17 protein-coding genes and 3 pseudogenes are annotated in these 21693 nt (G+C 71.7%); 9 read left to right on the top strand and 11 right to left on the bottom strand.

Annotated features, from left to right (window positions below; genetic code table 11):
- Positions 1 to 121 precede the first annotated feature (121 nt).
- From JKV81_RS33660 to JKV81_RS33650, 3 genes and pseudogenes are all read left to right on the top strand, one after another.
- The gene (locus tag JKV81_RS33660; RefSeq protein ID WP_202079429.1) at positions 122 to 1423 is read left to right on the top strand and encodes an SLC13 family permease; all 1302 of its coding nucleotides are present in this window, start codon (positions 122 to 124) and stop codon (positions 1421 to 1423) included.
- Between the two features lie 129 nt (positions 1424 to 1552).
- Positions 1553 to 3007: an acyl-CoA synthetase gene (locus tag JKV81_RS33655; protein ID WP_241748340.1), complete on the top strand. Its 1455-nt coding sequence runs from the start codon at positions 1553 to 1555 to the stop codon at positions 3005 to 3007.
- 145 nt (positions 3008 to 3152) lie between these two features.
- Positions 3153 to 4498, top strand: a pseudogene (locus tag JKV81_RS33650) (carboxyl transferase domain-containing protein).
- Positions 4499 to 4524: 26 nt separating this feature from the next.
- Here JKV81_RS33650 and JKV81_RS33645 read toward each other — a convergent pair.
- Positions 4525 to 5198 (bottom strand): annotated as a pseudogene (locus tag JKV81_RS33645) (TIGR03557 family F420-dependent LLM class oxidoreductase); the annotation flags it as partial.
- Positions 5199 to 5646: 448 nt separating this feature from the next.
- A complete protein-coding gene (locus JKV81_RS33640; RefSeq protein WP_129259858.1) occupies positions 5647 to 6207 on the bottom strand; it encodes a TetR/AcrR family transcriptional regulator in 561 nt (186 codons plus the stop codon).
- Between the two features lie 114 nt (positions 6208 to 6321).
- Between JKV81_RS33640 and JKV81_RS33635 the strand changes: the two genes are divergently transcribed.
- The 4 genes from JKV81_RS33635 to JKV81_RS33620 all read left to right on the top strand — a co-directional run bounded on the left by JKV81_RS33635 (position 6322) and on the right by JKV81_RS33620 (position 8629).
- Positions 6322 to 7014, top strand: coding sequence for an SDR family oxidoreductase (locus JKV81_RS33635; RefSeq protein ID WP_129259859.1), 693 nt, complete (start codon positions 6322 to 6324; stop codon positions 7012 to 7014).
- A gap of 460 nt (positions 7015 to 7474) precedes the next feature.
- On the top strand, positions 7475 to 7900 hold the full coding sequence (gene panD, locus JKV81_RS33630; protein WP_099175690.1) for an aspartate 1-decarboxylase: 426 nt from the start codon (positions 7475 to 7477) through the stop codon (positions 7898 to 7900).
- 38 nt (positions 7901 to 7938) lie between these two features.
- Complete coding sequence (locus JKV81_RS33625; protein WP_129259861.1) at positions 7939 to 8298, top strand: GNAT family N-acetyltransferase; 360 nt, start codon at positions 7939 to 7941, stop codon at positions 8296 to 8298.
- A gap of 130 nt (positions 8299 to 8428) precedes the next feature.
- A complete protein-coding gene (locus JKV81_RS33620) occupies positions 8429 to 8629 on the top strand; it encodes a hypothetical protein (RefSeq protein ID WP_129259862.1) in 201 nt (66 codons plus the stop codon).
- Between the two features lie 10 nt (positions 8630 to 8639).
- Here the strand turns inward: JKV81_RS33620 and JKV81_RS33615 are convergent, their stop codons facing one another.
- The 4 genes from JKV81_RS33615 to JKV81_RS33600 form a co-directional block, all read right to left on the bottom strand.
- On the bottom strand, positions 8640 to 9926 hold the full coding sequence (locus tag JKV81_RS33615; protein WP_372444273.1) for a type III PLP-dependent enzyme domain-containing protein: 1287 nt from the start codon (positions 9924 to 9926) through the stop codon (positions 8640 to 8642).
- Positions 9927 to 10045: 119 nt separating this feature from the next.
- Positions 10046 to 10843, bottom strand: coding sequence for a family 1 encapsulin nanocompartment shell protein (locus tag JKV81_RS33610; RefSeq protein WP_202079427.1), 798 nt, complete (start codon positions 10841 to 10843; stop codon positions 10046 to 10048).
- Positions 10840 to 11916 (bottom strand): Dyp-type peroxidase, encoded by a 1077-nt coding sequence (locus JKV81_RS33605; RefSeq protein WP_129259864.1) that lies wholly within the window; start codon positions 11914 to 11916, stop codon positions 10840 to 10842. The genes JKV81_RS33610 and JKV81_RS33605 overlap by 4 nt, the downstream gene beginning before the upstream one ends.
- Before the next feature lie 120 nt (positions 11917 to 12036).
- The gene (locus JKV81_RS33600) at positions 12037 to 12669 is read right to left on the bottom strand and encodes a TetR/AcrR family transcriptional regulator (RefSeq protein WP_307820658.1); all 633 of its coding nucleotides are present in this window, start codon (positions 12667 to 12669) and stop codon (positions 12037 to 12039) included.
- A 146-nt stretch (positions 12670 to 12815) separates the two neighbouring features.
- Between JKV81_RS33600 and JKV81_RS33595 the strand changes: the two genes are divergently transcribed.
- Positions 12816 to 13919: a glycoside hydrolase family 113 protein gene (locus JKV81_RS33595; RefSeq protein WP_129259865.1), complete on the top strand. Its 1104-nt coding sequence runs from the start codon at positions 12816 to 12818 to the stop codon at positions 13917 to 13919.
- Between the two features lie 98 nt (positions 13920 to 14017).
- Here JKV81_RS33595 and gnd read toward each other — a convergent pair whose 3' ends face one another.
- The 4 genes and pseudogenes from gnd to JKV81_RS33575 form a co-directional block, all read right to left on the bottom strand.
- Positions 14018 to 15475: an NADP-dependent phosphogluconate dehydrogenase gene (gene gnd / locus JKV81_RS33590; RefSeq protein WP_202079425.1), complete on the bottom strand. Its 1458-nt coding sequence runs from the start codon at positions 15473 to 15475 to the stop codon at positions 14018 to 14020.
- 205 nt (positions 15476 to 15680) lie between these two features.
- Positions 15681 to 16725, bottom strand: a pseudogene (locus JKV81_RS33585) (aldo/keto reductase).
- A 111-nt stretch (positions 16726 to 16836) separates the two neighbouring features.
- Positions 16837 to 17907 carry an LLM class flavin-dependent oxidoreductase gene (locus JKV81_RS33580; protein WP_202079423.1) on the bottom strand — a complete coding sequence of 357 codons (1071 nt, stop codon included), beginning with the start codon at positions 17905 to 17907 and terminating at the stop codon, positions 16837 to 16839.
- A 508-nt stretch (positions 17908 to 18415) separates the two neighbouring features.
- The gene (locus tag JKV81_RS33575; RefSeq protein ID WP_202079421.1) at positions 18416 to 20248 is read right to left on the bottom strand and encodes an ABC transporter ATP-binding protein; all 1833 of its coding nucleotides are present in this window, start codon (positions 20246 to 20248) and stop codon (positions 18416 to 18418) included.
- Positions 20249 to 20558: 310 nt separating this feature from the next.
- Here JKV81_RS33575 and JKV81_RS33570 point away from each other — a divergent pair, with 310 nt between their 5' ends.
- Entirely contained in the window at positions 20559 to 21233 is a 675-nt protein-coding gene (locus tag JKV81_RS33570; protein ID WP_129259870.1) for an HAD family hydrolase, read from the top strand.
- 61 nt (positions 21234 to 21294) lie between these two features.
- Here the strand turns inward: JKV81_RS33570 and JKV81_RS33565 are convergent, their stop codons facing one another.
- Positions 21295 to 21486 carry a hypothetical protein gene (locus JKV81_RS33565; RefSeq protein WP_202079418.1) on the bottom strand — a complete coding sequence of 64 codons (192 nt, stop codon included), beginning with the start codon at positions 21484 to 21486 and terminating at the stop codon, positions 21295 to 21297.
- Positions 21487 to 21693 lie beyond the last annotated feature (207 nt).

The raw sequence follows: 21693 nt of genomic DNA, 5'->3' as shown, positions 1-21693 counted from the left end.
AGTGGCTGAGCCAATCTGTGCGCACCCTCTTGACGGGGGTGGACATGCCATCGACTCTGTGGGTCACCAAGTGACCCAGTGGCTCAGCCACTTGGCCAATCCTGCACCCGGGGAGCCCCCCATGTCCGCAGAACTGATCTCGATCCTTGTCCTCGTGGTGGTCTTCGTGATCGCCACCACTCGCTCGATCAATATGGGGGCGCTGGCCTTCGCCGCAGCATTCGGCGTAGGTGAACTCGTTGCCGACCTTGACGCGGACGGCATCTTCGCCGGATTCCCGGGCGACCTCTTCGTCGTCCTGGTCGGCGTCACGTACCTCTTCGCCATCGCCCGCGCCAACGGCACCACGGACTGGCTGGTGCACGCCTCCATACGCCTGGTCGGCGGCCGGATCGCGCTGATCCCCTGGGTGATGTTCGTGATCACCGGCGCCCTCACCGCGATCGGCGCCGTCAGTCCGGCAGCGGTCGCGATCGTCGCGCCGATCGCCCTGAGTTTCGCCGCGCGGTACGGCATCAGCCCACTCCTCATGGGGGCGATGGTCGTCCACGGCGCGCAGGGCGGCGGCTTCTCGCCCATCAGCATCTACGGCTCGATCGTCAACGGGATCGTCGAGCGCGAGAACCTGCCGGGCAACGAACTCTTCCTGTTCCTCGCCTCCTTGGTCGCCAACCTGATCATCGCGGCCGTCGTCTTCGTCCTGTTCGGCGGCCTCAAGCTGTCCCGCCACCGTGCCGAAGTCAGCAGCTCCAACGGCAGCACCGACGGCAGCACCCGGGACGACGGGGGCAAGCGCACATCCCTGGAGTCCGAGGAGGACACCCGCCTCACCCCGCCCCGTATCGCCACCCTCATCGCCCTTGTCGCCCTGGTCGTGGCGGTCCTGGGCTTCGACCTCGACGCGGGTCTCACCGCCGTCACCCTCGCCGTCGTGCTCAGCGCCTTCTGGCCCGACACCAGCCGTAAGGCCGTCAGCGAGATCGCCTGGCCCACCGTGCTCCTCATCTGCGGTGTCATCACCTACGTAGGCGTCCTCGAGGAGATGGGCACCATCAAGTGGGCCGGCGAGGGCGTCGGCGACATCGGTGTCCCGCTCCTCGCGGCCGTACTGCTCTGCTACGTCGGCGCCATCGTCTCGGCCTTCGCCTCCTCGGTCGGCATCATGGGCGCCCTCATCCCGCTGGCCGTGCCGTTCCTCGTACAGGGCGAGATCGGCGCCGTCGGAATGATCGCCGCGCTTGCCGTGTCGGCGACGGTCGTGGACGTCAGCCCGTTCTCGACGAACGGCGCGCTCGTGCTCGCGGCGGCGCCGGATGTCGACCGCGAACGGTTCTTCCGGCAACTGATGATCTACGGCGGCGTCATCGTCGCCGTCGTGCCCGCGGTCGTCTGGCTGGTCCTGGTGGTACCAGGGTTCGGGTGACGCGCCCTGCGAAGCCCTGCCCGAGCCCGACGAAGGCCTGCCCGCGGTCCACGGATCCGCCCGCCGAACGACGGACGACGGACGGCGGGCGCTCCGTGCGCCTGAATTCCATGAATGGGAGTACGACACGTGAGTCACCGGACCACGCCCTTGTTCCCCGCCCTGGCCGAAGGTTCGACCCGGCCGGCCCTGACCTTCGGCGAGCGCACACTCTCGTACGGGGAACTGGCCGCGTCGGCCGGCTCTCTGGCCGCCCGGCTGGGCCAGGTCCCCGGCGTCGCCGTCTGGGCGACACCGACCCTGGAGACTGCGGTCGGCGTGGTCGCGGCGCTGCTCGCCGGTGTCCCCGCCATCCCGCTCAACCCCAAGGTCGGCGAGCGGGAGCTCGCCCATATCGTCAGCGACAGTCGGCCGCCACTGGTCATGGCAGCCCGGGGTGACGAACTGCCGCACGCACTGGCCGGGTTGTCCCGAATCGACGTAGAGGCAACGGCGGCCACGGACCACCAGCGCACCTGGCAGGAGCCCGCCCCCGACCATCCGGCCCTGATCGTCTACACCTCCGGCACCACGGGCCCGCCCAAGGGCGTCGTCCTCCCGCGCCGCGCGCTCGTCGCCACGCTGGACGCCCTTGAGGACGCCTGGCAGTGGACCTCCGAGGACGTGCTCGTGCACGGGCTGCCCCTGTTCCACGTCCACGGATTGATCCTCGGCGTTCTCGGCCCTCTGCGACGCGGTGGCACCGTGCGCCATCTGGGCCGTTTCAGTACGGAGGGGGTGACCAAGGAGCTGAGCACCGGGGCAACGATGTTGTTCGGCGTGCCGACGATGTATCACCGGATCGCCGAGCAGCTCCCCGAAGACCCGGCCCTGGCACAGGCGTTGGCGAGTGCGCGGCTGCTCGTCTCGGGGTCGGCGGCGCTGCAGGCCCGTGACCAGGAGCGGATCCGTACGGCGACGGGGCGTGCGGTCATCGAGCGGTACGGAATGACGGAGACGCTGATGAACACCAGTGTCCGAGCGGACGGCGAACCCCGTGCGGCCACCGTCGGCGTGCCGCTGCGCGGTGTCGAACTGCGCCTCGTCGACGAGACGGGCGGCGAACTGCCCGACGGCCCGGACCAGGTGGGCGAGATCCAGGTGCGCGGACCGAACCTGTTCCTCGAATACCTCAACCGCCCGGACGCCACCGCGGAGGCCTTCACCGAGGACGGTTTCTTCCGTACGGGCGATGTGGCGGTGCGCGAACCGGACGGTTATGTACGGATCGTGGGGCGCAAGGCCACCGACCTGATCAAGAGCGGTGGATACAAGATCGGTGCGGGCGAGATCGAGAACGTCCTCATGGACCACCCGGACGTCCGCGACGCCGCGGTGACGGGCGCACCCGACCCCGACCTGGGCGAACGCATCGTGGCGTGGATCGTGCCCGAGGATCCCGAGCGGCCGCCTACGGAGAAGGAACTGGCTGACCACGTCGCGGCGCAGCTCGCCCCGCACAAGCGGCCGCGCGTCGTCCATCACCTCGCCGAGCTGCCGCGCAACGACATGGGGAAGATCATGAAGAAGGCACTCCATGCCTGAGCCCGACTCCGGGCCCAGCCATGGGAGCTGCCCCGAGCCCGACCCCGGGCCCAGCCATGGGAACTGCCCCGAGCCCAGCCTCGCGAGCAACCGGCCGCCCGCTTCCCCCGCACCATCCGGCCCCCGCCTCACCGCCCGACAAGCCATCGCCCTCCTCACCGCCGACTTCACCGAACTCCCCACTCCGCAGGCCAAGTCACCGGCCGATGGCCCCCTCGACTGGCAGGGTTACGGCGCCTCGGTCGCCCGTGCCGTCGAGCACACCGGCGAGCAGGAGTCCGTGGTCTGCGGGCGGTCGGTGATCGGAGGGACCGCGGCGGTGGTGATCTCGTTCGAGTTCGGCTTCCTCGGGGGCTCGCTCGGCACCCGCACCGGCGCTCTGATCGAGGCGGCGCACGGACATGCCCGCGAGTACCGCCTCCCCGTGGTCTCGCTGATCGCCACGGGTGGCAGCCGGATGCAGGAGGGCACGCTCGCGCTCACCCAACTCCAGCGCGTGGTGCGCGAGTCGGCGCTGACAGCCGCCGCGGGCCTACCCCAGCTGGCGGTCCTGCGGGATCCGGCGACGGGCGGCGGCTGGGCGACCCTCGGCGCCGGCGCCGACATGATCGTGGCACTGCCGGGCGCGCAAGTGGGTTTCGCCGGGTCGCGGGTGCGGCCGGCCGACGCGGATCCGGCGGCGTACACGGCCGAGGCGCAGTTCGCGTCCGGGCATGTGGACGCGGTGGTACGGGCCGAGGACCTGCGCGCGGATGTGTCGCTCCGGCTGCGGCTGTTCACCTCGGCCGGATCCGGACTACGCGCTCCCGTCCCGCCCGCTCAGGGCGACACGAGGCTCCCGGAGTCCGGCTGGGACGCGGTCGAGGCCGCCCGCGCTCCCGGACGCCCCGTGCGGAGGCCTACGTGGATGCGTACTTCACCGAACGCACCACCGTCTCCGGCGACCGCTGCGTCGGACGCGACCCGGGCATGCTGTGCGGTTTCGGGCTGCGCGACGGGCGCACGATCGCGTACGCGGCGCAGCGCGGCACCGCGACCCGGCCGTCCGGCTACCGCACCGCGGTCCGCCTCATGCGGCTCGCCGACCGGCTCGGCCTGCCGGTCCTGACTCTGGTCGACACCCCGGGCGCCGCGAACGGCGCGGCGGCGGAGGCGGCCGGCGCGGCCTCTGCCGTCGCCGAGCTCTTCGCGGCCGTCGCCACGGCTCGCGTCCCGGTGACCACGCTGCTGATCGGCGAGGGAGGTTCGGGCGGCGCCCCGGCACTCGCGGCACCCGGCAACACCTGGGCCACTCCGTCCAGCTACTTCTCCGTCATCGCACCCGAGCTCGCCACCGCGATCCTCAAACGCCCCGCCGGCCCCGGCCACGTACGGGCGACGGTGGATGAACTGCGACTCAGCTCACAGGGCTTGATGGATCTCGGTGTCGTACGAGGAGTCGTGGGTGCGGTCAGGCGGCTGCCGCCACAACGGCCTCGCGAACCGGCCTGAGCGCGCGGGCCGGAGGAACCGGCACAAGCGGACCGCGCGTCGGGAGCCCACGCCGTCGGCACCTCCGCGTACCCGGGTCCGGAACCGCCAGCACCCCGGTAGTGCTGGACGATCGAGGCTTTGTCCTCCGTGGCGAACAGGCCGTCGCCGAGCTCCGCGGCGAACCGGGCGGAGAGCGGGCCGCTCGCGGCGACGGCGATGAGCGGAAGCTCCTCGGGCAGGTCGAACACGCGGGCATCCGACAGCCGTAGGTGCTTGCCGTGGTGGGAGCGGTAACCGCCGCGCCACAGCAGGCGGATGATCTCCAGCGCCTCACGGAGCAGCTCGTGTCGTTCGCGCACGTGGTCGGGGAAACCGCGCCCCACGACATGCTCGTTGAGCCGTTCACCGAAACCCACGCCCGGGACGAAACGGCCATCGGAGACCAGAGCGAGGGTGGCCGCGGCCTGCGCGATGATCTCCGAGTGGCAGCGGACCATAGGGCACGTCGCTCCGGTCACCAGCGCGACACGTTCCGTCCGGGCGGCGATCGCGCCCAGCACCGTCCAGGTGAAGGAGGAGTGCCCCTGGACGTCGAGCCACGGGGGGTGGTGATCGCTCATTCGACGAAGTCGAAACCCGCCGCCTCCGCACGGACCGCCTGCCGGATGAGTTCACGCGGGCCGAAGGCTTCCGACGCCAGTTTGTAGCCGATTTCCATGCGACGACCTGACCTCCCGCGTGTTCGGAGTTGGGCGAACCTCACCGAGCGAGCTTCCGCCTTCATCCGAATGGCGGACCTGCCGACTTCACTCCCCACGGGCAGCCCCATGGTCACCGGACAGTGCAGCACCAGGACGCATAGGCACACGCGGCGACACGGCACGCATCGTGCCCCGCCGTGATGTTCCTCGCGATGGCGGCAAGCGTGAATGTCGCCGCGAGCGCCGACGAATTCAGGCGCGACATCCCGGAGCGCGTCGCAGGCCTGCCGACACGCTGACGTCGGCTGCGCAGCTGACACTTCACGGACATGTGGCCCGGAACCGACTCGCGCCCGGTGGTGTCGGTGCGCCAGGAGCCGACGGCCTTCTCCCGCCACCTCTGCCTGGCCGCGAACGCCTCGGCGCCCACGCGTGCCGTCGGCGTACACCCGCACCGCCCCTTGATCAGCCTGCTTCCGCCAGGGCTGCGCGCGCGGCGTCAAGGATCTCTCGGGAGAGCGGGGAGTCCTTGGTGGCCCGGGCCAGGACCAGCGCACCGAACAGGGTACAGAGGCGGACGATGCCGTCCTGGTCGTCGGTGGCGAGGAAGCCGGCGAAGTCGGCCACCCCCTCGGCGTAGGCACGACGGGCCTCGCTACCCCCGCTCTCGCGCGCGACGTCCGTGGCGAGGGCTGCGACCGGACAGCCGTCCGCCGGGTCGTCACGGTGTTCGACGGAGAGGTAGGTGTCGATCAGTGCCTGCTGGGCGGCCCCGCGCTGCCCGTCGTGCCGTTCGAGCCCAGCGCTGTAGCGCTGGGCGAGCTCGGAGAAGGCATGGACGGTCGCCTCGTCGACGAGCGCCTCCTTGGAGGCGAACTGCTTGTAGAACGCGCCGTGGGTCAGACCGGCCGCCTTCATCAGGTCGGCGACGCTGACGTGGGTGCCCTGCTCCCGGAACAGCCGGGAGGCGGTGTCCACCACCCGCCTGCGATTTTCCTCCGCCTGCGCCTGCGATACGCGGCCCATGGCCACCTCCCACTTGGATGTCGACTGGCATCTATCGTAGACCCATGTTTAGATTGGAAGCGTAATCTAAATGTGTGCGGGTGCCGACGGTGCCCGCCAGGACGAGGAGCGAGCATGGAACTGAAGAACACGGTCGCGGTCGTCACCGGCGCCAACCGAGGCCTCGGGCGACACCTCGCAGCCCAGCTCGTCGAGCGCGGCGCGAAGGTCTACGCGGCGGCCCGCCGTCCCGAGGCGGTCGACCTGCCGGACGTCACGCCGCTGCGCCTCGACGTCACGGACCATGAGTCGATACGGGAGGCCGCCCGCGTGGCATCCGACGCGACACTGCTGATCAACAACGCGGGCATCTCCACAGGCGCGACGCTGGTCGGAGGCGGCCTGGACGAGGTGCGTCGCGAGATGGAGACCAACTTCTTCGGCCCGCTCGTCGCGACCCGCGCCTTCGCCCCTGTCATCGAGGGCAACGGCGGCGGTGCCGTACTCAACGTCCTGTCCGCCCTGTCGTGGTTCCACCCGGCCGCCCTCGGCTCCTACGCGGCCTCCAAGGCCGCGGCTTGGGCACTGAGCGACGCGACCCGTGAGGAGCTGGCGCCGCGCGGGATCACCGTCTCGGCGCTGCACGTCGGCTACATGGACACCGACATGGCCGCCGGCGTGCCCGCCGATCAGAAGGTCGCTGCCGCCGACGTCGCGGCCCAGGCCCTGGACGGGATCGAGGCCGGCCTGCCCGAGATGCTCGCCGATGAGACCAGCCGGTACGTCAAGCAGAGCCTGTCCGCGGCACCCCAGCCGACCGAGGGCTGACGCTCGCCCCTCCACCCCGACGCGACCGCCTTCCCGCCCCTGGATGAAGCACCCGCCTTGTCCTCGTTGCCATCGGGACATCGGCCTGCGCGCGCTGGTCCAGCCCGAAGTTGATGATCATCGGACCGTCATCGCCCAGGGTGTCGTTCTGCGGCTTCAGGTCTCGATGGAGCCACCCCGCTGCGTGGACTGCTGACAAGCCTTCGGCGAGCAACGTCCCGAGGCCGGCCGCCGGCGGCAGTGGAAGTGCACCATCGCTGTCCGCGCAGGCCGGCAGCGTGTGACCGGCCACGTACTCCATGGCAGCCGCGTACGGGGTGTCAGAATAGTCAGCGAGTGGTCAGCATGAGCCCTGAAGAACCTGGGGACAGCTCCCTGGACCTGCGACTCGTTGTAGAGTGTGGAAACAGCACTTGACCTGCAAAAACGCAGGCAGGGAGCCTAGCCCGGGAGTATCTCCATGATGCGTACGATGTTCAAGTCCAAGATCCACCGAGCCACCGTGACCCAGGCCGACCTGCACTATGTCGGCTCCGTGACGATCGACGCCGATCTGATGGACGCCGCCGACCTGCTGCCCGGCGAGCTCGTGCATATCGTGGACATCGACAACGGCGCCCGCCTGGAGACGTACGTCATCGAGGGCGAACGCGGTTCCGGCGTCATCGGGATCAACGGCGCCGCCGCTCACCTCGTGCACCCCGGTGACCTGGTCATTCTCATCAGTTACGCCCAGGTCGACGACGCCGAGGCGCGTGCCCTCGTGCCAAGTGTCGTGCACGTCGACGCGGCGAACCGCATCGTGGCCGTGGGTGCCGACGCATCGGAGCCCGTGCCGGGCTCGCGTACGGAGCGCAGTCCGCAGGCCGTTCCCGCACAGGGCTGATCCAGCCCGGAAGTTTCGCCGTACGAAGGAGTCCCGCCATGGCAGAGGAGCGCACCGCAGTGGAGATCAGGGACGACCGGGAGCACGGCAAGCTGGTGGCCCTCGACGAGGGCGGCTCGGTCGCGGGGACCATCGCGTACTTCGTGATGTATCCCGAGCCCGGCGCCCTCGTCGGCGTGCACACCGTCGTCCGGCCGGAGCACGAGGGCAAGGGAGTCGCCGGCGCCCTCGCGCGGGAGTTCTACGCGCTGGCGGCCCGGCAGGGGGTCCCCGTCGTCCCGCTCTGCCCGTACCTCGCCGCGTGGGCCGAGCGGCACCCCGAGCAGGCCCCGAAGGCCCCCGACGAGCTGGTGCGCGGGGCCGAGCGGCAGCTCGGGTCGCATCCCGAGCTGTTCTGAGGCGCGGCCCGGGGTCTCCCGGGCCAGGAGTCACAGCGCGTACGTATGGACTCGGCAGGCGAGGGAAGCCGCACGGGGAGACGGTGGAGAGAGATCCACTCGTCCCGTCCGTCGCACCAGGAGGACCGAGATGACTCACCCCAGTCCCGACCCCGTGCCCGTGCCGACGCCCCCGCCCGTGCCGGGACCGCCGACGCCGGTGCCCTCCCCGCCGCCCGTGCCGCCGGGCCCCGTGCCGCCCGGCCCCGCGCCCGACCCGATCCCGCAGCCGCCGGACCCGAACCCCGAACCGGTACCCGAGCCGGAGCCCTCGCCCCAGCCGACGGGGTGACCCGGAGTTCCTACGGCCGGCCGTGCAGCCCTGTCAGCGCCCCGGCGTGGCGCAGCCCGCTCTCCGCAGCCACCGAGTCCAGCGACTGCGCCTCGCGCACCGGGGCGAAGCGCAGGCTGCCGGTTTCCCCCGCGAAGCCGTACACGGCCGGCCGGGGCAGGCTGTTGTAGGCCCACGGGGTGGAGAAGTAGTACGCCCCCGTGTCGTACAGGACGACGAAGTCGCCCTCCCGTAGCTCGGGCAGCTCCCGGGCATGGGCCACGACGTCCCCCGCGAAGCAGCACGGCCCCGCGATGTCCTGCACCATCGGCGGCCCGCCGCGGGGGCGGCCCTCCCCGTCGAACGCGCCGATCCGCAGCGGCCACGCGTCGGGCATGAACACGGTACGGGTGGCGATCTGGGCCCCCGCGTGGGTGAGCGCGATGCGGCGCCCGCCCGCATCCTTCGTGTACTCCACGCGCGCCCCGATGAAGCCGTTCTTGGCGAGCAGGGACCTGCCGAACTCGGTGACCAGGTCGTAGCGCCCGTCGAAGAGGCCCGGAGCCGCGGAGCGGAGCGCCGCCACGTACTCCGCGAAGGCGGGGCGGGTCTCGTCGTCGTCGAAGTTGACCGGCAGCCCGCCCCCGATGTCGATCCCGGTGACCCGGCGCGTGCCCAGCATCCCGTTGATCTCCTCGGCGAGCCGGTACGTCTCGGCGATGCCCGCGGCGATGAGTTCCAGCGAGCACCCTTGCGAGCCGACATGGGCGTGCAGCCGGGTCAGCCAGGGACGCTTGACGAAGGTCTGGACGACCCGCTCACGGGCACCGGGGTCGCGCAGGGCCACCCCGAACTTCGAGGTGGCCGTCGCCGTGCTCATGGCGCCGATGGAACCGCCCCCCACCTGCGGATTCACCCGCAGCCCCAGGACGGAGGCCGAGCCGGGCGAGCGGAGTCCCTCGATACGGCGGATCTCGCCGAAGCTGTCCGCGTTCACGGCGACACCGAGCGCCAGGGCCAGCCGGAGCTCGTCCCGGGTCTTGGCGGGGGAGTCCAGGACGATCCGTGCCGGGGCGAAGCCGGCCTCGACCGCGAGCCTCAGCTCGCCCGGGCCGGCCACCTCGCACCCCATGCCGCAGTCGGCCAGCAGCCGCAGGACCGGGATCAGCGACGCGGCCTTCGCGGCGAAGGTGTGCAGCACCCGCACGCCCGGTTCGGCGGCGAACGCGTCGCGCAGCGCTTCGGCACTCTCGCGGATCCCGTCCGCGTCCAGGAAGCCCGCGAGGGGACGCTCCTCGCCCAGCAGCCCTTCCGCCACCGCGAGGCGCAGCACCTCGGCGAACCGGGCGGAGCGCGGTGGGCGGCCGGAAGGGCTTGCGGGACCGGGTGGCGGTGTGGGGCGGGTGGCGTCGATGGGAGCCTCGCAGGTCGGTGCCTTCAGGCGATGAGCGGGACCACGGCCTCGGGCGTCAGCATCCGGAAGGTGAACGCCTGGTGGAAGTAGAGCCTGATGCTGGTCGCGTCGTGGTCCAGATACCCGATGGACAGGTCCTGGCCCAGGCACAGCTCGAAGTCGCCGCCACGGGTGGACAGCAGGAGCCCTCCGGCGACGGCGGGCGCCCACAGGATGGACTCGTCGAGCTGCCGTGCCAGATGGGTGGCCACCGGATAACCGTGGTCGGAGGTCTCGGTGGCCTCGGTGTACGCGTCCGCGCCGAGCAGCAGCCGGTACGGCCCGTCGACCCCGGCGAGCCGCAGCCGGGTCAGCGCCTGGCTCACCGCCGTCGGGTAGTCCCGCGCGTCCGCCGGCAGCGGCAGCGGCGCGTGCGAGGAACCGCCCCGCAGCCCCGTGATGCCGGCCGCCGCGTACCCGTCGATGACCGCCATGTCCTCGGCGAACGCACAGGTGCGGGCCGCGTCCTTGACCGGCTGCCAGTCGCTGTCCTCGGAGCCGCGCTCCACGTCGTCGACGGCGGCCCGGGTCACCGTGAACGGCACCCGCCACTCGATGACCGGCCGCGCCGTGCGGGCCCGGGCGATCACATCGGGGGTGGGAGGGTCGATGTCGCGCAGATGCCCGTCGCCGATCGCCGACAGCTCCGGGCCCTGCGGGTCGCTGACGTCGACGACCCGGCGGCCCGCCACATGCCGGCTGAAGGTGCGTCTGGCCTCCTCCTCGATCTGCTCCCAGGCGGAATCGGTGACAGGGGCGAGTTCACGGTGCAGGTTGTTCATCGCGGGGCGCTTTCTTGCAGGCTGCCGATACGCAGCGAACCGTCGCGGACCACCGGCGCCGGCGTGGCCGTGGAGCGCTGCTCCGAGGGCTGCGGCTCCGGGACGGCTGTGGTCCCGGCGGGGGAGGGCGGCGGCGGAGGCGCGTCGAGGAAGTCGGCGCTGGGGGCGTGGAAGAGCGTGCCGGTGACTGCCGTGGAGAAGTCGAGGATGCGGTCGTGGGTGCCGGGCGGGCTCCCCAGGAACATGTTGCGGAGCATCTGTTCGGTGACCGACGGATCGGCCGCGTAACCGATGAAGTACGTCCCGAACTCGCCCTGTTCGAAGCTGCCGAAGGGCATGTTGGCGCGCAGGATGTCGCGTTCGGCGCCGTCGTCGCCGGTGACGGTGTTCAGGGCGATGTGCGAATCGGCCGGCTTGACGTCGTCGGCGAGCTCCATGTCCGTGAACTTCGTACGGCCGATGACCCGTTCCTGCTCCTCGGTGCTCAGCCTGTTCCAGCCCGCCAGATCGTGCAGGTACTTCTGCACCACGACGTAGCTGCCGCCCTCGAAGGCCGGGTCCTCCGGACCGACGATGGCCGCGGCCCTCGCGTCGTCGCCCACCGGGTTCTCCGTACCGTCGACGAAACCGAGCAGGTCCCGGTGGTCGAAGTAGCGGAATCCGTGGGTCTCGTCGACCACCTTCACCGCACCGCCGAGCCGTCCGAGGAGCTGGGAGGCCCACTCGTAGCAGACGTCCATCCGTCCGGCGCGCACATGGAACAGCAGGTCGCCCGGTGTGGCCGGGGCGCGGTGGACGGGGCCCCGGAGCTCCTGGAACGGGTGGAGACGGGCCGGCCGCGGCCCCGCGAACAGCCGGTCCCACGCCTCGGAGCCGAAGCCCGTCACACAGGCGAGCCCGGCGCTCGGCACCCGGAAGCCGATCGACCGCGCGAACGCGGCGAGATCGGGCAGCACCTCGCGCACGGCCGACTCGCCGCCCGGCTCGATCGTCGCGACCAGCACCACCGCGGCGCTGGTCAGCGGTGCCACGACGGGCTGGACCACAACGGGCTCCGGTACGGCGTCGGACATGCGCGCACTCCGTGGGTGGTGGACAGGGCTCCCTGCCACTTATCCACACGACGCCCCCGGCCGCACCCCGGCCCGGCCCGGCCGGGCGACGTACTGCCTGCCGTGCCGGCCTTCACGGCATCAGCCGGGTGCCGCCCCGTGCGGGGCCCGTCCGCGGACCAGGGGCAGGAAGACCTCGTCGACGATCTCGACGAGGACGGTGTCGGGCACGGCCGGGACGCCGAGCATCACGTACTCGTTGCGCAGCAGCGCCATGGGCGTGTACGCGACCCGGGGGTGCAGCGCCTCGGGGGCGGCGTCACCACGGGCCACCGCCCGGCCCAGCACGGTCAGCCAGGCCGCCTTGTGCGCGCTCTCGCCGGACGGGTCGCGCAGCTCGGCCAGCAGCTCCGGGGCGCTGCCCGCCGCAGCGATCAGGCCGCGCAGGATCTCGCCGTACGGCGACGACCAGGTGCTGTTCGCGCGGCGCAGCATCTCCAGGGTGTCCCCGCGCAACGAGCCGGTGTCGGGCAGCACGGTCTCCGCCGCGGCCAGCCGGCGGTACGCCGCCACGCCGAGCGCGACGCGGTTGGGCCAACGCCGGTACAGCGCGTTCTTGTTGGTCCCGGCCCGCCGGGCCACCTCGTCCATCGTCAGGGCCTGGACGCCGGACTCCTTCAGCACCTCGGCGGCGGCCCGCAGGATGGCCTCCTCCAGTTCGGCCCCGCGTCGCCGCGTCCCCGGGGTCCGCGGCGGTTCCTGCGCTTGTGCCACCGGCTGTCCTCTCTCGCTCCACGGATCCACGGCACGCATCGTACGTTCCGGTATCGCGACGAGTCCCACGTCGGACTGCATTCAGGGTACGGTGCGTACCGTATAAGGTACGTCGCGTACCTTGAATCGTGAGGAGAGCACCTTCCATGCGCACCTTCGGCATCACGTACGACACCGGCTTCACCACTCCGGGAACCGCTGGAGGAACGGGAACCGCAGGGGCTGCGGGAAGCGCGGGAACCATCACCCGTGAGGTCTTCGACCCCGCAGTCGTCCGACGCGAGATGCAGATCATCCGCGACGAGCTGGGCTGTGACGCCGTGCGCGTCACCGGCGGCGACCGCGACCGGCTCGAGACGGCCGCGCGCCATGCGGCCGACGCCGGACTGGAGGTGTGGTACTCGCCGTTCACCAACGGACTCACCACCGGAGAGCTCCTCGACTTCCTCACCGACAGCGCCGAACGCGCCGAACGGCTGCGCCGTGAGGGCGCCGAGGTCGTCTTCCTCACCGGCTCGGAGATCTCCCTCTTCACCGTCGGCATGCTCCCCGGCGACACCTTCGAGGAACGCGCCGCCGTCCTCGCCGACCCGCAGCGGCTGCGGGCCGCGCTGCCCGGGCTCCCCGCCCAGGTCAACGCCTTCCTCTGCACGGCGGTCGCCGCGGTGCGGGCCCGGTTCGGCGGCCGGGTCGGGTACGCCTCACTTCCGTTCGAGGGCGTCGACTGGGCGCCGTTCGACCTGGTCGCCACCGACGCCGGCTACCGCGACGCGCGGACCGCCGACCGGCTCGCCGACGGACTACGGGCACTGACCGCACACGGAAAGCCGGCCGCCGTCACCGAGTTCGGCTGCACCACCTACCGCGGGGCCGCAGACGCCGGCGGCCGGGGGGACGCCGTCATCGCGTGGGACGAGCGCGCCCGTCCGGTGCGGTTCACCACGCCCGTCGCACGGGACGAACAGGAGCAAGCCGACTACCTGCGGGAACTCATCGACATCTTCGACGGGTCCGCCGTCGACGCGGCCTTCGTGAACACCTTCGCCCGCTACGACCTCCCGCACGCGCCCGCCGACGACGACCGGGACTTCGACAAAGCGTCGTTCGGCGTGGTCAAGGTCCTCGACGACGGCCGCACCGGTACCGCGTACCCGGGCCTGCCGTGGGAGCCCAAAGCGGCCTTCCACGCGCTCGCGGCGTACGGCCGGAGCCGGGCAGAGGGGGTGGTGCGCTCACTCCACTCCTCGTAGGAGGTGACCACTAGGGGCTGCGTACCACGGTCGCGGGCAGGGCACGGGCCGAGCACGAGTGCCGGAGCAGGGCGCAAGCACCCTTGCCCCGGCGTCGGTCAGCTCTCGACCTCGGTCCTGTCGCCGCCCCAGAGGGTGTGGAACGTGCCCTTGCGGTCGGTGCGGTGGTAGGTGTGTGCGCCGAAGTAGTCGCGCTGGCCCTGGGTGAGGGCGGCGGGGAGGCGCTCGGCGCGCAGGGAGTCGTAGTAGGCGAGGGTGGCGGCGAAGGCAGGGGTGGGGACGCCCTGGGTGACGGCGGTGGCGATCACGGAGCGCCAGTCGTCCTGGGCGGCGGTGATCTCCTGCGCGAAGCTCTTGTCGGCGAGGAGGCTCGGCATGTCGGGCTGGGCCTCGTAGGCGCTGGTGATCCGGTCGAGGAACGCGGCGCGGATGATGCATCCGCCGCGCCAGATCGCGGCGACCTTGCCGAGGTCGATGTTCCAGTCGTACTGCTCGCTGCCGGCCGCGATCTCGTGGAAGCCCTGGGTGTAGGCGACGATCTTCGAGGCGTACAGGGCCTGTTCGACCTGGTCGGCGAAGGCTGCCGCCTCGTCCGTGCCGAGTGTGCGGGGGGTCGGTCCGGTCAGGTGGCGTGAGGCGTCGCGGAGGTCGGAGTGGCCGGAGACGGAGCGGGCGAAGACGGCCTCGGCGATGCCGGAGACGGGGACGCCCAGGTCGAGGGCGATCTGCACGGTCCAGCGGCCGGTCCCCTTCTGCTCGGCCTGGTCGAGCACCACGTCCACGAAGGGCTTCCCGGTGGCCTCGTCGACGTGCGAGAGGACCTCGGCGGTGATCTCGATGAGGTAGGAGTCCAGGCGCCCGGTGTTCCAGGTGCGGAAGACGTCCGCGATCTGCGCGGGGGAGTAGCCGGCGACGTCACGGAGCAGCTGGTACGCCTCGCCGATGAGCTGCATGTCGGCGTACTCGATGCCGTTGTGCACCATCTTCACGAAGTGCCCGGCGCCGTCCGGCCCGATGTGGGTGCAGCAGGGCGCCCCGTCGTCGGCCTTGGCGGCGATGCTCTCGAGGAGAGGCCCCAGCGAGGTGTACGACTCCACCGATCCGCCGGGCATCATGCTCGGCCCGTTCAGCGCCCCCTCCTCGCCCCCGGAGATGCCGGTGCCGACGAAGTGGATGCCCCGCTCCCGCAGCGCCTTCTCGCGGCGCCGGGTGTCCTGGAAATGTGCGTTGCCGCCGTCGATGAGGACGTCGCCGTCCTCCAGAAGCGCGGCGAACTCCTCGATGACGGCGTCCGTCGCCTCACCGGCCTTGACCATGATGACGATGCGGCGCGGCTTCTCGAGGGAGGCGACGAACTCCTCGGCGCTCTCGGCGGGGACGAAGGTCCCCTCCTCGCCGTACGTGTCGACGAGAGACCTGGTGCGGGCCGCGGTGCGGTTGTGCACGGCGACGGTGTGGCCGTGACGGGCGAAGTTACGGGCGAGATTGCTGCCCATGACGGCGAGTCCGGTGACGCCGATCTGTGCGGTGGGTCCGGACGAGGGGGTGGTGGGCATGGCGGTGGTCCACTCCTGTTGCGATCGACGAGCTCTTGCACCGGGGGCCCGTGCCGGGGACGGACGGGCGGCGCCCGGGCCGGTATCCGTACGCAGCCCGGCCATGTTCGCATGCCCGGCCCGGGTGAGCCCGATGCGCGCGGGGAGTGGGCAGGGGCGTGTCACACCGCCGCGCCGTGCGGTGCGACACGCCCCCGTGACCTGGTCAGCGGCCGGGCGCACCGCGGCGACGGGTGGACGCCTCGGTCAGGGACGGGGGCCGGTAGCCCTCGTCGGCCGGGCTGATCGTGACTCCCGGGGCCACGATCTCGTCGATCCGGTCCAGCACGTCCTGCGACAGGCGTACGTCCGCGGCGCCGAGCTGGCTCGCCAGGTGCTCCTGGGTACGCGGGCCGATGATCACGGTCGACACGGCCGGGTGCTCCAGGACGAACGCCAGCGCCAGGTGGATCAGGGACAGGCCCGCCTCGTCCGCGAGTTCCCCGAGCTGCTCCGCCGCCTCGCGCTTGCGCCGGTTGGCCTCCAGCGCGGGGTCGTGGCGGTGCGGCTGGCGTTCCAGGCGGCTGGACTCGGCGTGCGCCGGGTCGCCCGTGCGGTACCGGCCGGACAGCCAGCCGCCGGCCAGCGGACTCCAGGGCAGCACGCCCAGTCCGTACCGCTCGGCGACGGGCAGTACGGCTCGTTCGGCCGCCCGGGCCAGCAGGGAGTACGGCGGCTGCTCGGTGACGGGGCGTTGCAGACGGAGGCGCTCGGCGGCCCACTGCCCCTCGACGAGCTGGTGGGGCTCGAAGGTGGTCGTACCGAAGTAGCGGATCTTCCCCTGGTGCACGAGGTCGTCGAGGGCGCGAGGGTCTCCTCGAAGTCGGTGGAGGGGTCGGGCCGGTGGACCTGGTACAGGTCGATGTGGTCGGTGCCGCGGCGCCGCAGGCTGTTCTCGACGGCCTGGAGGATCCAGCGCCGGGAGTTGCCCTGGTGGTGCGGGTTGTCGTCCACCCGGCCGTGGAACTTGGTCGCCAGGAACACGTCGTCGCGGCGGCCGTCGGCGAGGGCCTTGCCGACGATCTCCTCGTTCTCGCCCCGCGAGTAGACGTCCGCGTGTCGATGACGTTGATGCCCGAGTCCAGCGCCTGTTGGATGATCTTGACGGCGTCGTCGTGGTCACGGTTGGCCCAGGCGCCGAAGTTCATGGCACCGAGTGTCAGCGGGCTGACCTTCACACCCGTACGGCCGAGGGTCCGGTAGGTCGTCATGGTGGTGCTGCCTTTCAGGGCGGGGGCACGGGCGGGGTCCGTACGGACACGGCTCCCGGCGTGCGTGCGTGCGTGCGTGTGTGCGTGGGTCGGTGGGGCGGGCGCGGGCCGTCAGGCGGACGGTTCGCGCAGCAGGGGGAGCAGTTGGTCGCCGACGCGGCCGATCTCCTGCTTGTAGGGGGTGTCGGAGAGGACGAAGTGCGTGATGCCGAGCTTGCGGTAGTTCTCCAGGGCCGTGGCGACATCGGTGGGGGAGCCGACCAGCCAGGTGGTCGCAGCCCCGCCGGCCCCGAGGGTGCCCGGAGTGGTGTAGAGGAGGGAGTCGAGCACCTCGCCCCGCGCCGCGAGGGCGAAGAGCCGCTGCTGCCCGACCGCCGTCCGGCGGTTTGCCGCCCAGGTGGCCCCGTCGGCGGTCGCCATCGCGGCGACCTTCTCCTCCGCCGCCTGCCAGGCCTCCTCGGTGGTGTCGCGCACCAGCGTGGTGATGCGCAGCCCGAACTCCAGCGGCTTGTGGCGGCGGTCCACCTGCTCGCTCAGCGCCTTGAGGCGGTCGATGCGTTCGGCCACCCCGTCGAGGGGTTCGCCCCAGAAGAGCTGGACGTCCGCCTCGGCCGCCGCCACCCGTTCGGCGGCCGGCGAGGCGCCGCCGAAGTAGAGCGTGGGATGCGCCCGTCCCTCGGTCGCGTACGGGCGTGGGGCGACCGTGGAGCCGGTGACCTGGAAGTACTCCCCGCCGAAGGTGACGTCCTCCTCGGTCCACAGCCGCCGCAGGAGATACAGGAACTCCTGGGTGCGGGCGTACCGTCGGGCCGGGTCGACGTTCGTGTCCCCGTACGCGTCCAGGTTGTCCAGCCCGCTGACGATGTTGAACAGGACCCGCCCGCGGCTGAGCTGGTCGAGGGTGGCTGCCGCGCTCGCGAGGTGGGCCGGCTGCCAGTAGCCGGGGCGGACCGCGATCAGGGGCTCGAAGGTCGTGGTGCGCGCGGCCAGCGCCTTGGCCACGGTGAACGTGTCGGGGCGCCCCCAGCCGGTGCCGAGGAGTGCGCCGCTCCAGCCGTGCGCCTCCGCCGTACGGGCGAGGTCGGTCGAGTACTCGATGGCCCCCCAGCCGGTGGTGGTGTCGTCACCCCGGTGGCCGGGCTCGACGGTGTTGGGGATGTACCAGAGGAACTTCGGACTCATCGTCCCTTCCGATCACTGACGGGCCCGCACGCCGGAGCTCGGCAGGCCGGGACGAGGGTGGGGAGGGCGCCGGCCGGTCCGTGCCGACGGGCTCGGTCTGGGGGCGGCCGGAACGGGCCGCACCGTGCAGGTCAGGCCTCGGAGGAAGACGTACGGGTGTCGTCGGTGCCCGGGCCGGACGGCAACCCGCCGTGCCCGGACGGCACATGAGGCCGTGGCCGGATCAGGTGCGGGTGTACGGGAGCAGCGGGGCGAGGGGTGGAGTGAAGATCAACACCCGGCGCTGGAGGCGCGGACAGGACGGGGACAGCGCTCGCTGGGAAGGGGCTGGACCTCGTACATGCGACCGAGTCTCAAGCTGATCGTTCGGAATGTCAATGATCCGGAACGTCGGCGGGACGCCTCCCGCCGCGCACACCGGCGCCGGGAAGCGTCCTGGCGGCGGGAGCCGGAAGGCCCGTGCCGTCCGCGGTGGGCCCCCGGCGCACGCGGCGCCGGGGGCCCACCGTCACCGGATCTGCTCGGCCGCGGCGGCGGGCGCGCCGTTGGCGGTGTCGACGAGGAAGCCGCCGGACTGGTGGTGCCAGAGCTTGGCGTACGCCCCGTCGGTGAGCAGGAGCTGTTGGTGCGTGCCCTGCTCGACGATGCGGCCGTGGTCGAGCACGATCAGGTGGTCCATGGCCGCGACCGTGCTCAGACGGTGCGCGACGACCAGCGCGGTCCGGCCCTCCATCAGCTGCCACAGGGCCTGCTGGACGAGGGTCTCGCTCTCGGAGTCCAGGGCGCTGGTCGCCTCGTCCAGCAGCAGGATCGGCGCGTCGCGCAGGATCGCCCGGGCCAGGGCCACCCGCTGGCGCTGCCCGCCGGAGAGCTTGACGCCGCGTTCCCCGACCATGGTGTCGAAGCCCGCCGGGAGCTGGTCGGCGAACTCGGTGACGTGCGCCGCGTCCGCGGCGGCCCGGACCTCGGCGTCGGTGGCGTCCGGCCGGGCGAACTGGATGTTATCGCGCAGGGTGCGGTGGAACATGGCCGGTTCCTGCGGGACGTACGCGATGAGGCTCCGCAGGTCGGACTGGCGCAGCCTGCTGATGTCCTGACCCCCGATCAGGATGCGCCCGGAGCGGACGTCGGCCATCCGCAGCAGCAGCCGGGTCAGCGTGGTCTTGCCGCCGCCGGACCGCCCGACGAGACCGATCCTCGCCCCGCTCGGCACGTCCAGCTCCAGGCCCTCGAAGATCGGGTCGCCTCCGTCGTGGGCGAAGGTGACGTTCTCGAAGCGGACGTCGGCGGAGCCCGGGGCCAGCGGCTCGGGCGTCGCAGGGTCGAGCACGGTGGGGGAGGTGAGGAGCAGCTCGGTGAACTGCGCGGCCTCCGTCATCGAGCTCTCGAGGCGCCGGTAGATCTGGTTGAACTCGAACATGATGCGGGTCGAACCGGTGTAGTACGTGAACGCGACCACGATCGCCTCCACGCTGCCGCCACCGGCGCCGATACCGACGGCGAGGAGCAGCCCCAGCGCGTTGGTGAGCACGGACAGCGGTGCGACCAGGGTGTCGATGCGGAGGTTGCCGTAGTCCCAGGAGTGCAGCGTCAGCCGCCTGGACTCCGCGACCCGTGACCGGTGTTCGGCGGCCTCACGCTCCTCCGCCGCGAACGCGCGCACGGTGTCCATGTTCATCAGGGCGTCGGAGACATGGCCCGAGACCCGGGCGATCGCCTCCTCGCGCCGGTTGACCAGCTTCTGCCGGCGGCGGATGAGGGGCGCGGCGCACACGGCGGTCAGTGTGATCATCGTCAGCAGGCCGGCCACCAGCAGGGGGTCGTAGCTCCAGAGGATCACCGTGCCGAACAGCAGCGGGGCGAGGCTTCCGACGACGTTGAAGGTGAGGGTGTCGACGAACTCCTCGAAGCGGGAGGCGAAACTCAGCACCCGCTTGGTCAGTGATCCCGCGAAGTTGTCCTGGAAGAACGAGGCGTCCTTGGCGAAGAGTTCGTCCATGCCGGTGACGTAGAGGTGCTCGATGCCGCGCGCGTCGACGCGGTTGAGGCAGTGCAGTCCCGCCCGCCACATGGCTTCCGCCAGGAGCAGCACCCCCGCGAACACACCGACGTACGGGAGCGCCTCACGGATGCCTATGGCACCGTCCTCGGCGATCCGGCCGACCAGTTTGGCCACGACCAGGGGGGCGACGTACGTGATGCCGATGTTGCCGAGGGCCGGGAGCGCGAGCGCGGGAATGGAGAGTCCACGCTGGCGGGTCAGCTCCCGAAGGTAGTGGCGGAGGGCGAGCCTGACCGGGCCGCTGCCCGTTCCGGTGCCGTGAGAGTGCTGCGATCCCATGCCGACCTCGTGTCGTTGCGCGGGCAGTTGCGCCGGATCCGCCGTGACGCGAGGACTCCGCCCCGAGGGGCGCAGCACCGTACGGGCGGCTGGTGCCGCCGCGTGTCCATGGCAGGAGATCCGGGAGAGAGGAGTCTTTCGCGCCCCGGTGCTCGGCGTCCAAGCGTTTTCCGGGGTACGGGCAGCACAGCGGCAGGTTTCGGCCGCCCCCGGCCGCTGATGTGCTGCACGTTCCCCTGCCGCGCCTTACGATGCAGAAACCGGCGCCGAGCGCATATCCAGGGGCCCCGGGTCCACCAGAAGGAGTGTCATGGTTCGCGCTGCCCTGTTCGACGTGGACGGAACGCTCGTGGACACCAACTACCTCCACGTCACCGCCTGGTGGGAGGCGTTCCGGCAGGCCGGTCACACGGTCCCGATGACCGCCGTGCACCAGGCCATCGGCCTGGGCTCCACCGACCTGATCGAACACCTTCTCGGAGCCGCGCGGGACGGACGGCAGGACGAGCAGATCAGCGGCACGCACGCGGCCCTCTACGCGACGTACTTCGAGCGGCTGAGCGCGGTGGAGGGAGCCGCCGACCTGCTGCGGGCCCTGGCGGCCCGGGGGTGGAAGGTGGTGCTCGCCACCTCCGCGTCCGGTCCCGAGCTCGAGGCGCTGCGGCGGGTGCTGGACGCCGACGACGTCATCACCGACACGGCGAGTGCGGACGACGTGGAAGAGGGGAAGCCGGCTCCCGCACCGGTGCTGCACGCGATGGAGCTCGCCGGTGCGACGAGCGGGGAGACGGTGTACGTGGGTGACTCGGTCTGGGACATGAAGTCCGCGACCGGTGCGTCCGTGACCGCGGTGGGGCTCCTGTCAGGGGGGATCGCCCGACAGGAGCTGGTGGAGGCCGGGGCCGTCGAGGTCTACCGGAACCCGGCCGATCTCCTCGCCCTCCTGGACAGCAGCGCCTTCTCCCGGGTCGGCAGCGGCGGCTGACGTACGCAGGTGCGGCGGGGGCCGGCCCGAGCAGATGCCGCCGTCGTCGTGATGCTTCGGGTCACGGATGGTCCGGCCGCTGTTCCGGCGGTGTCGCCCCGCCCCGCCCGCCGCCCTTGCGGCCCTTGTCCGTCCCGTGGGCCCGGCCTCCGGGACCGTGCCAGGACTGGCGCGCCTTCATCGCGGCGCTGTCCTCCGGCGTGGAACCGCCCCTGTCGCTTCTGCGCTGTTCGGGCAGCTGCGGATTCGACATGCTGACTCCCGGATAGTGCCGGTGGCGGGCTTGCCTCGCTCCGGACAGTGCCGGTGGCGGGCCTGCCGCGCTCAAAGCTCACCCACCATTGTCCTCCCGTCCGCAGACGGCCGCCCGGCCGGCAGGCTGCACGCGGCGCTAGGGCGTGTTTTGAAAGTCCCGCCTGCCCGCCGGGCCCGCCCTCCGGGCGGACGGCGCTACTTTCAA

Source organism: Streptomyces silvae, from assembly GCF_016745505.1.
Lineage (GTDB): Bacteria > Actinomycetota > Actinomycetes > Streptomycetales > Streptomycetaceae > Streptomyces > Streptomyces silvae.
The sequence above is the reverse complement of the archived record's forward strand: the minus strand, read 5'-3'. Positions and strand labels throughout refer to the sequence as shown.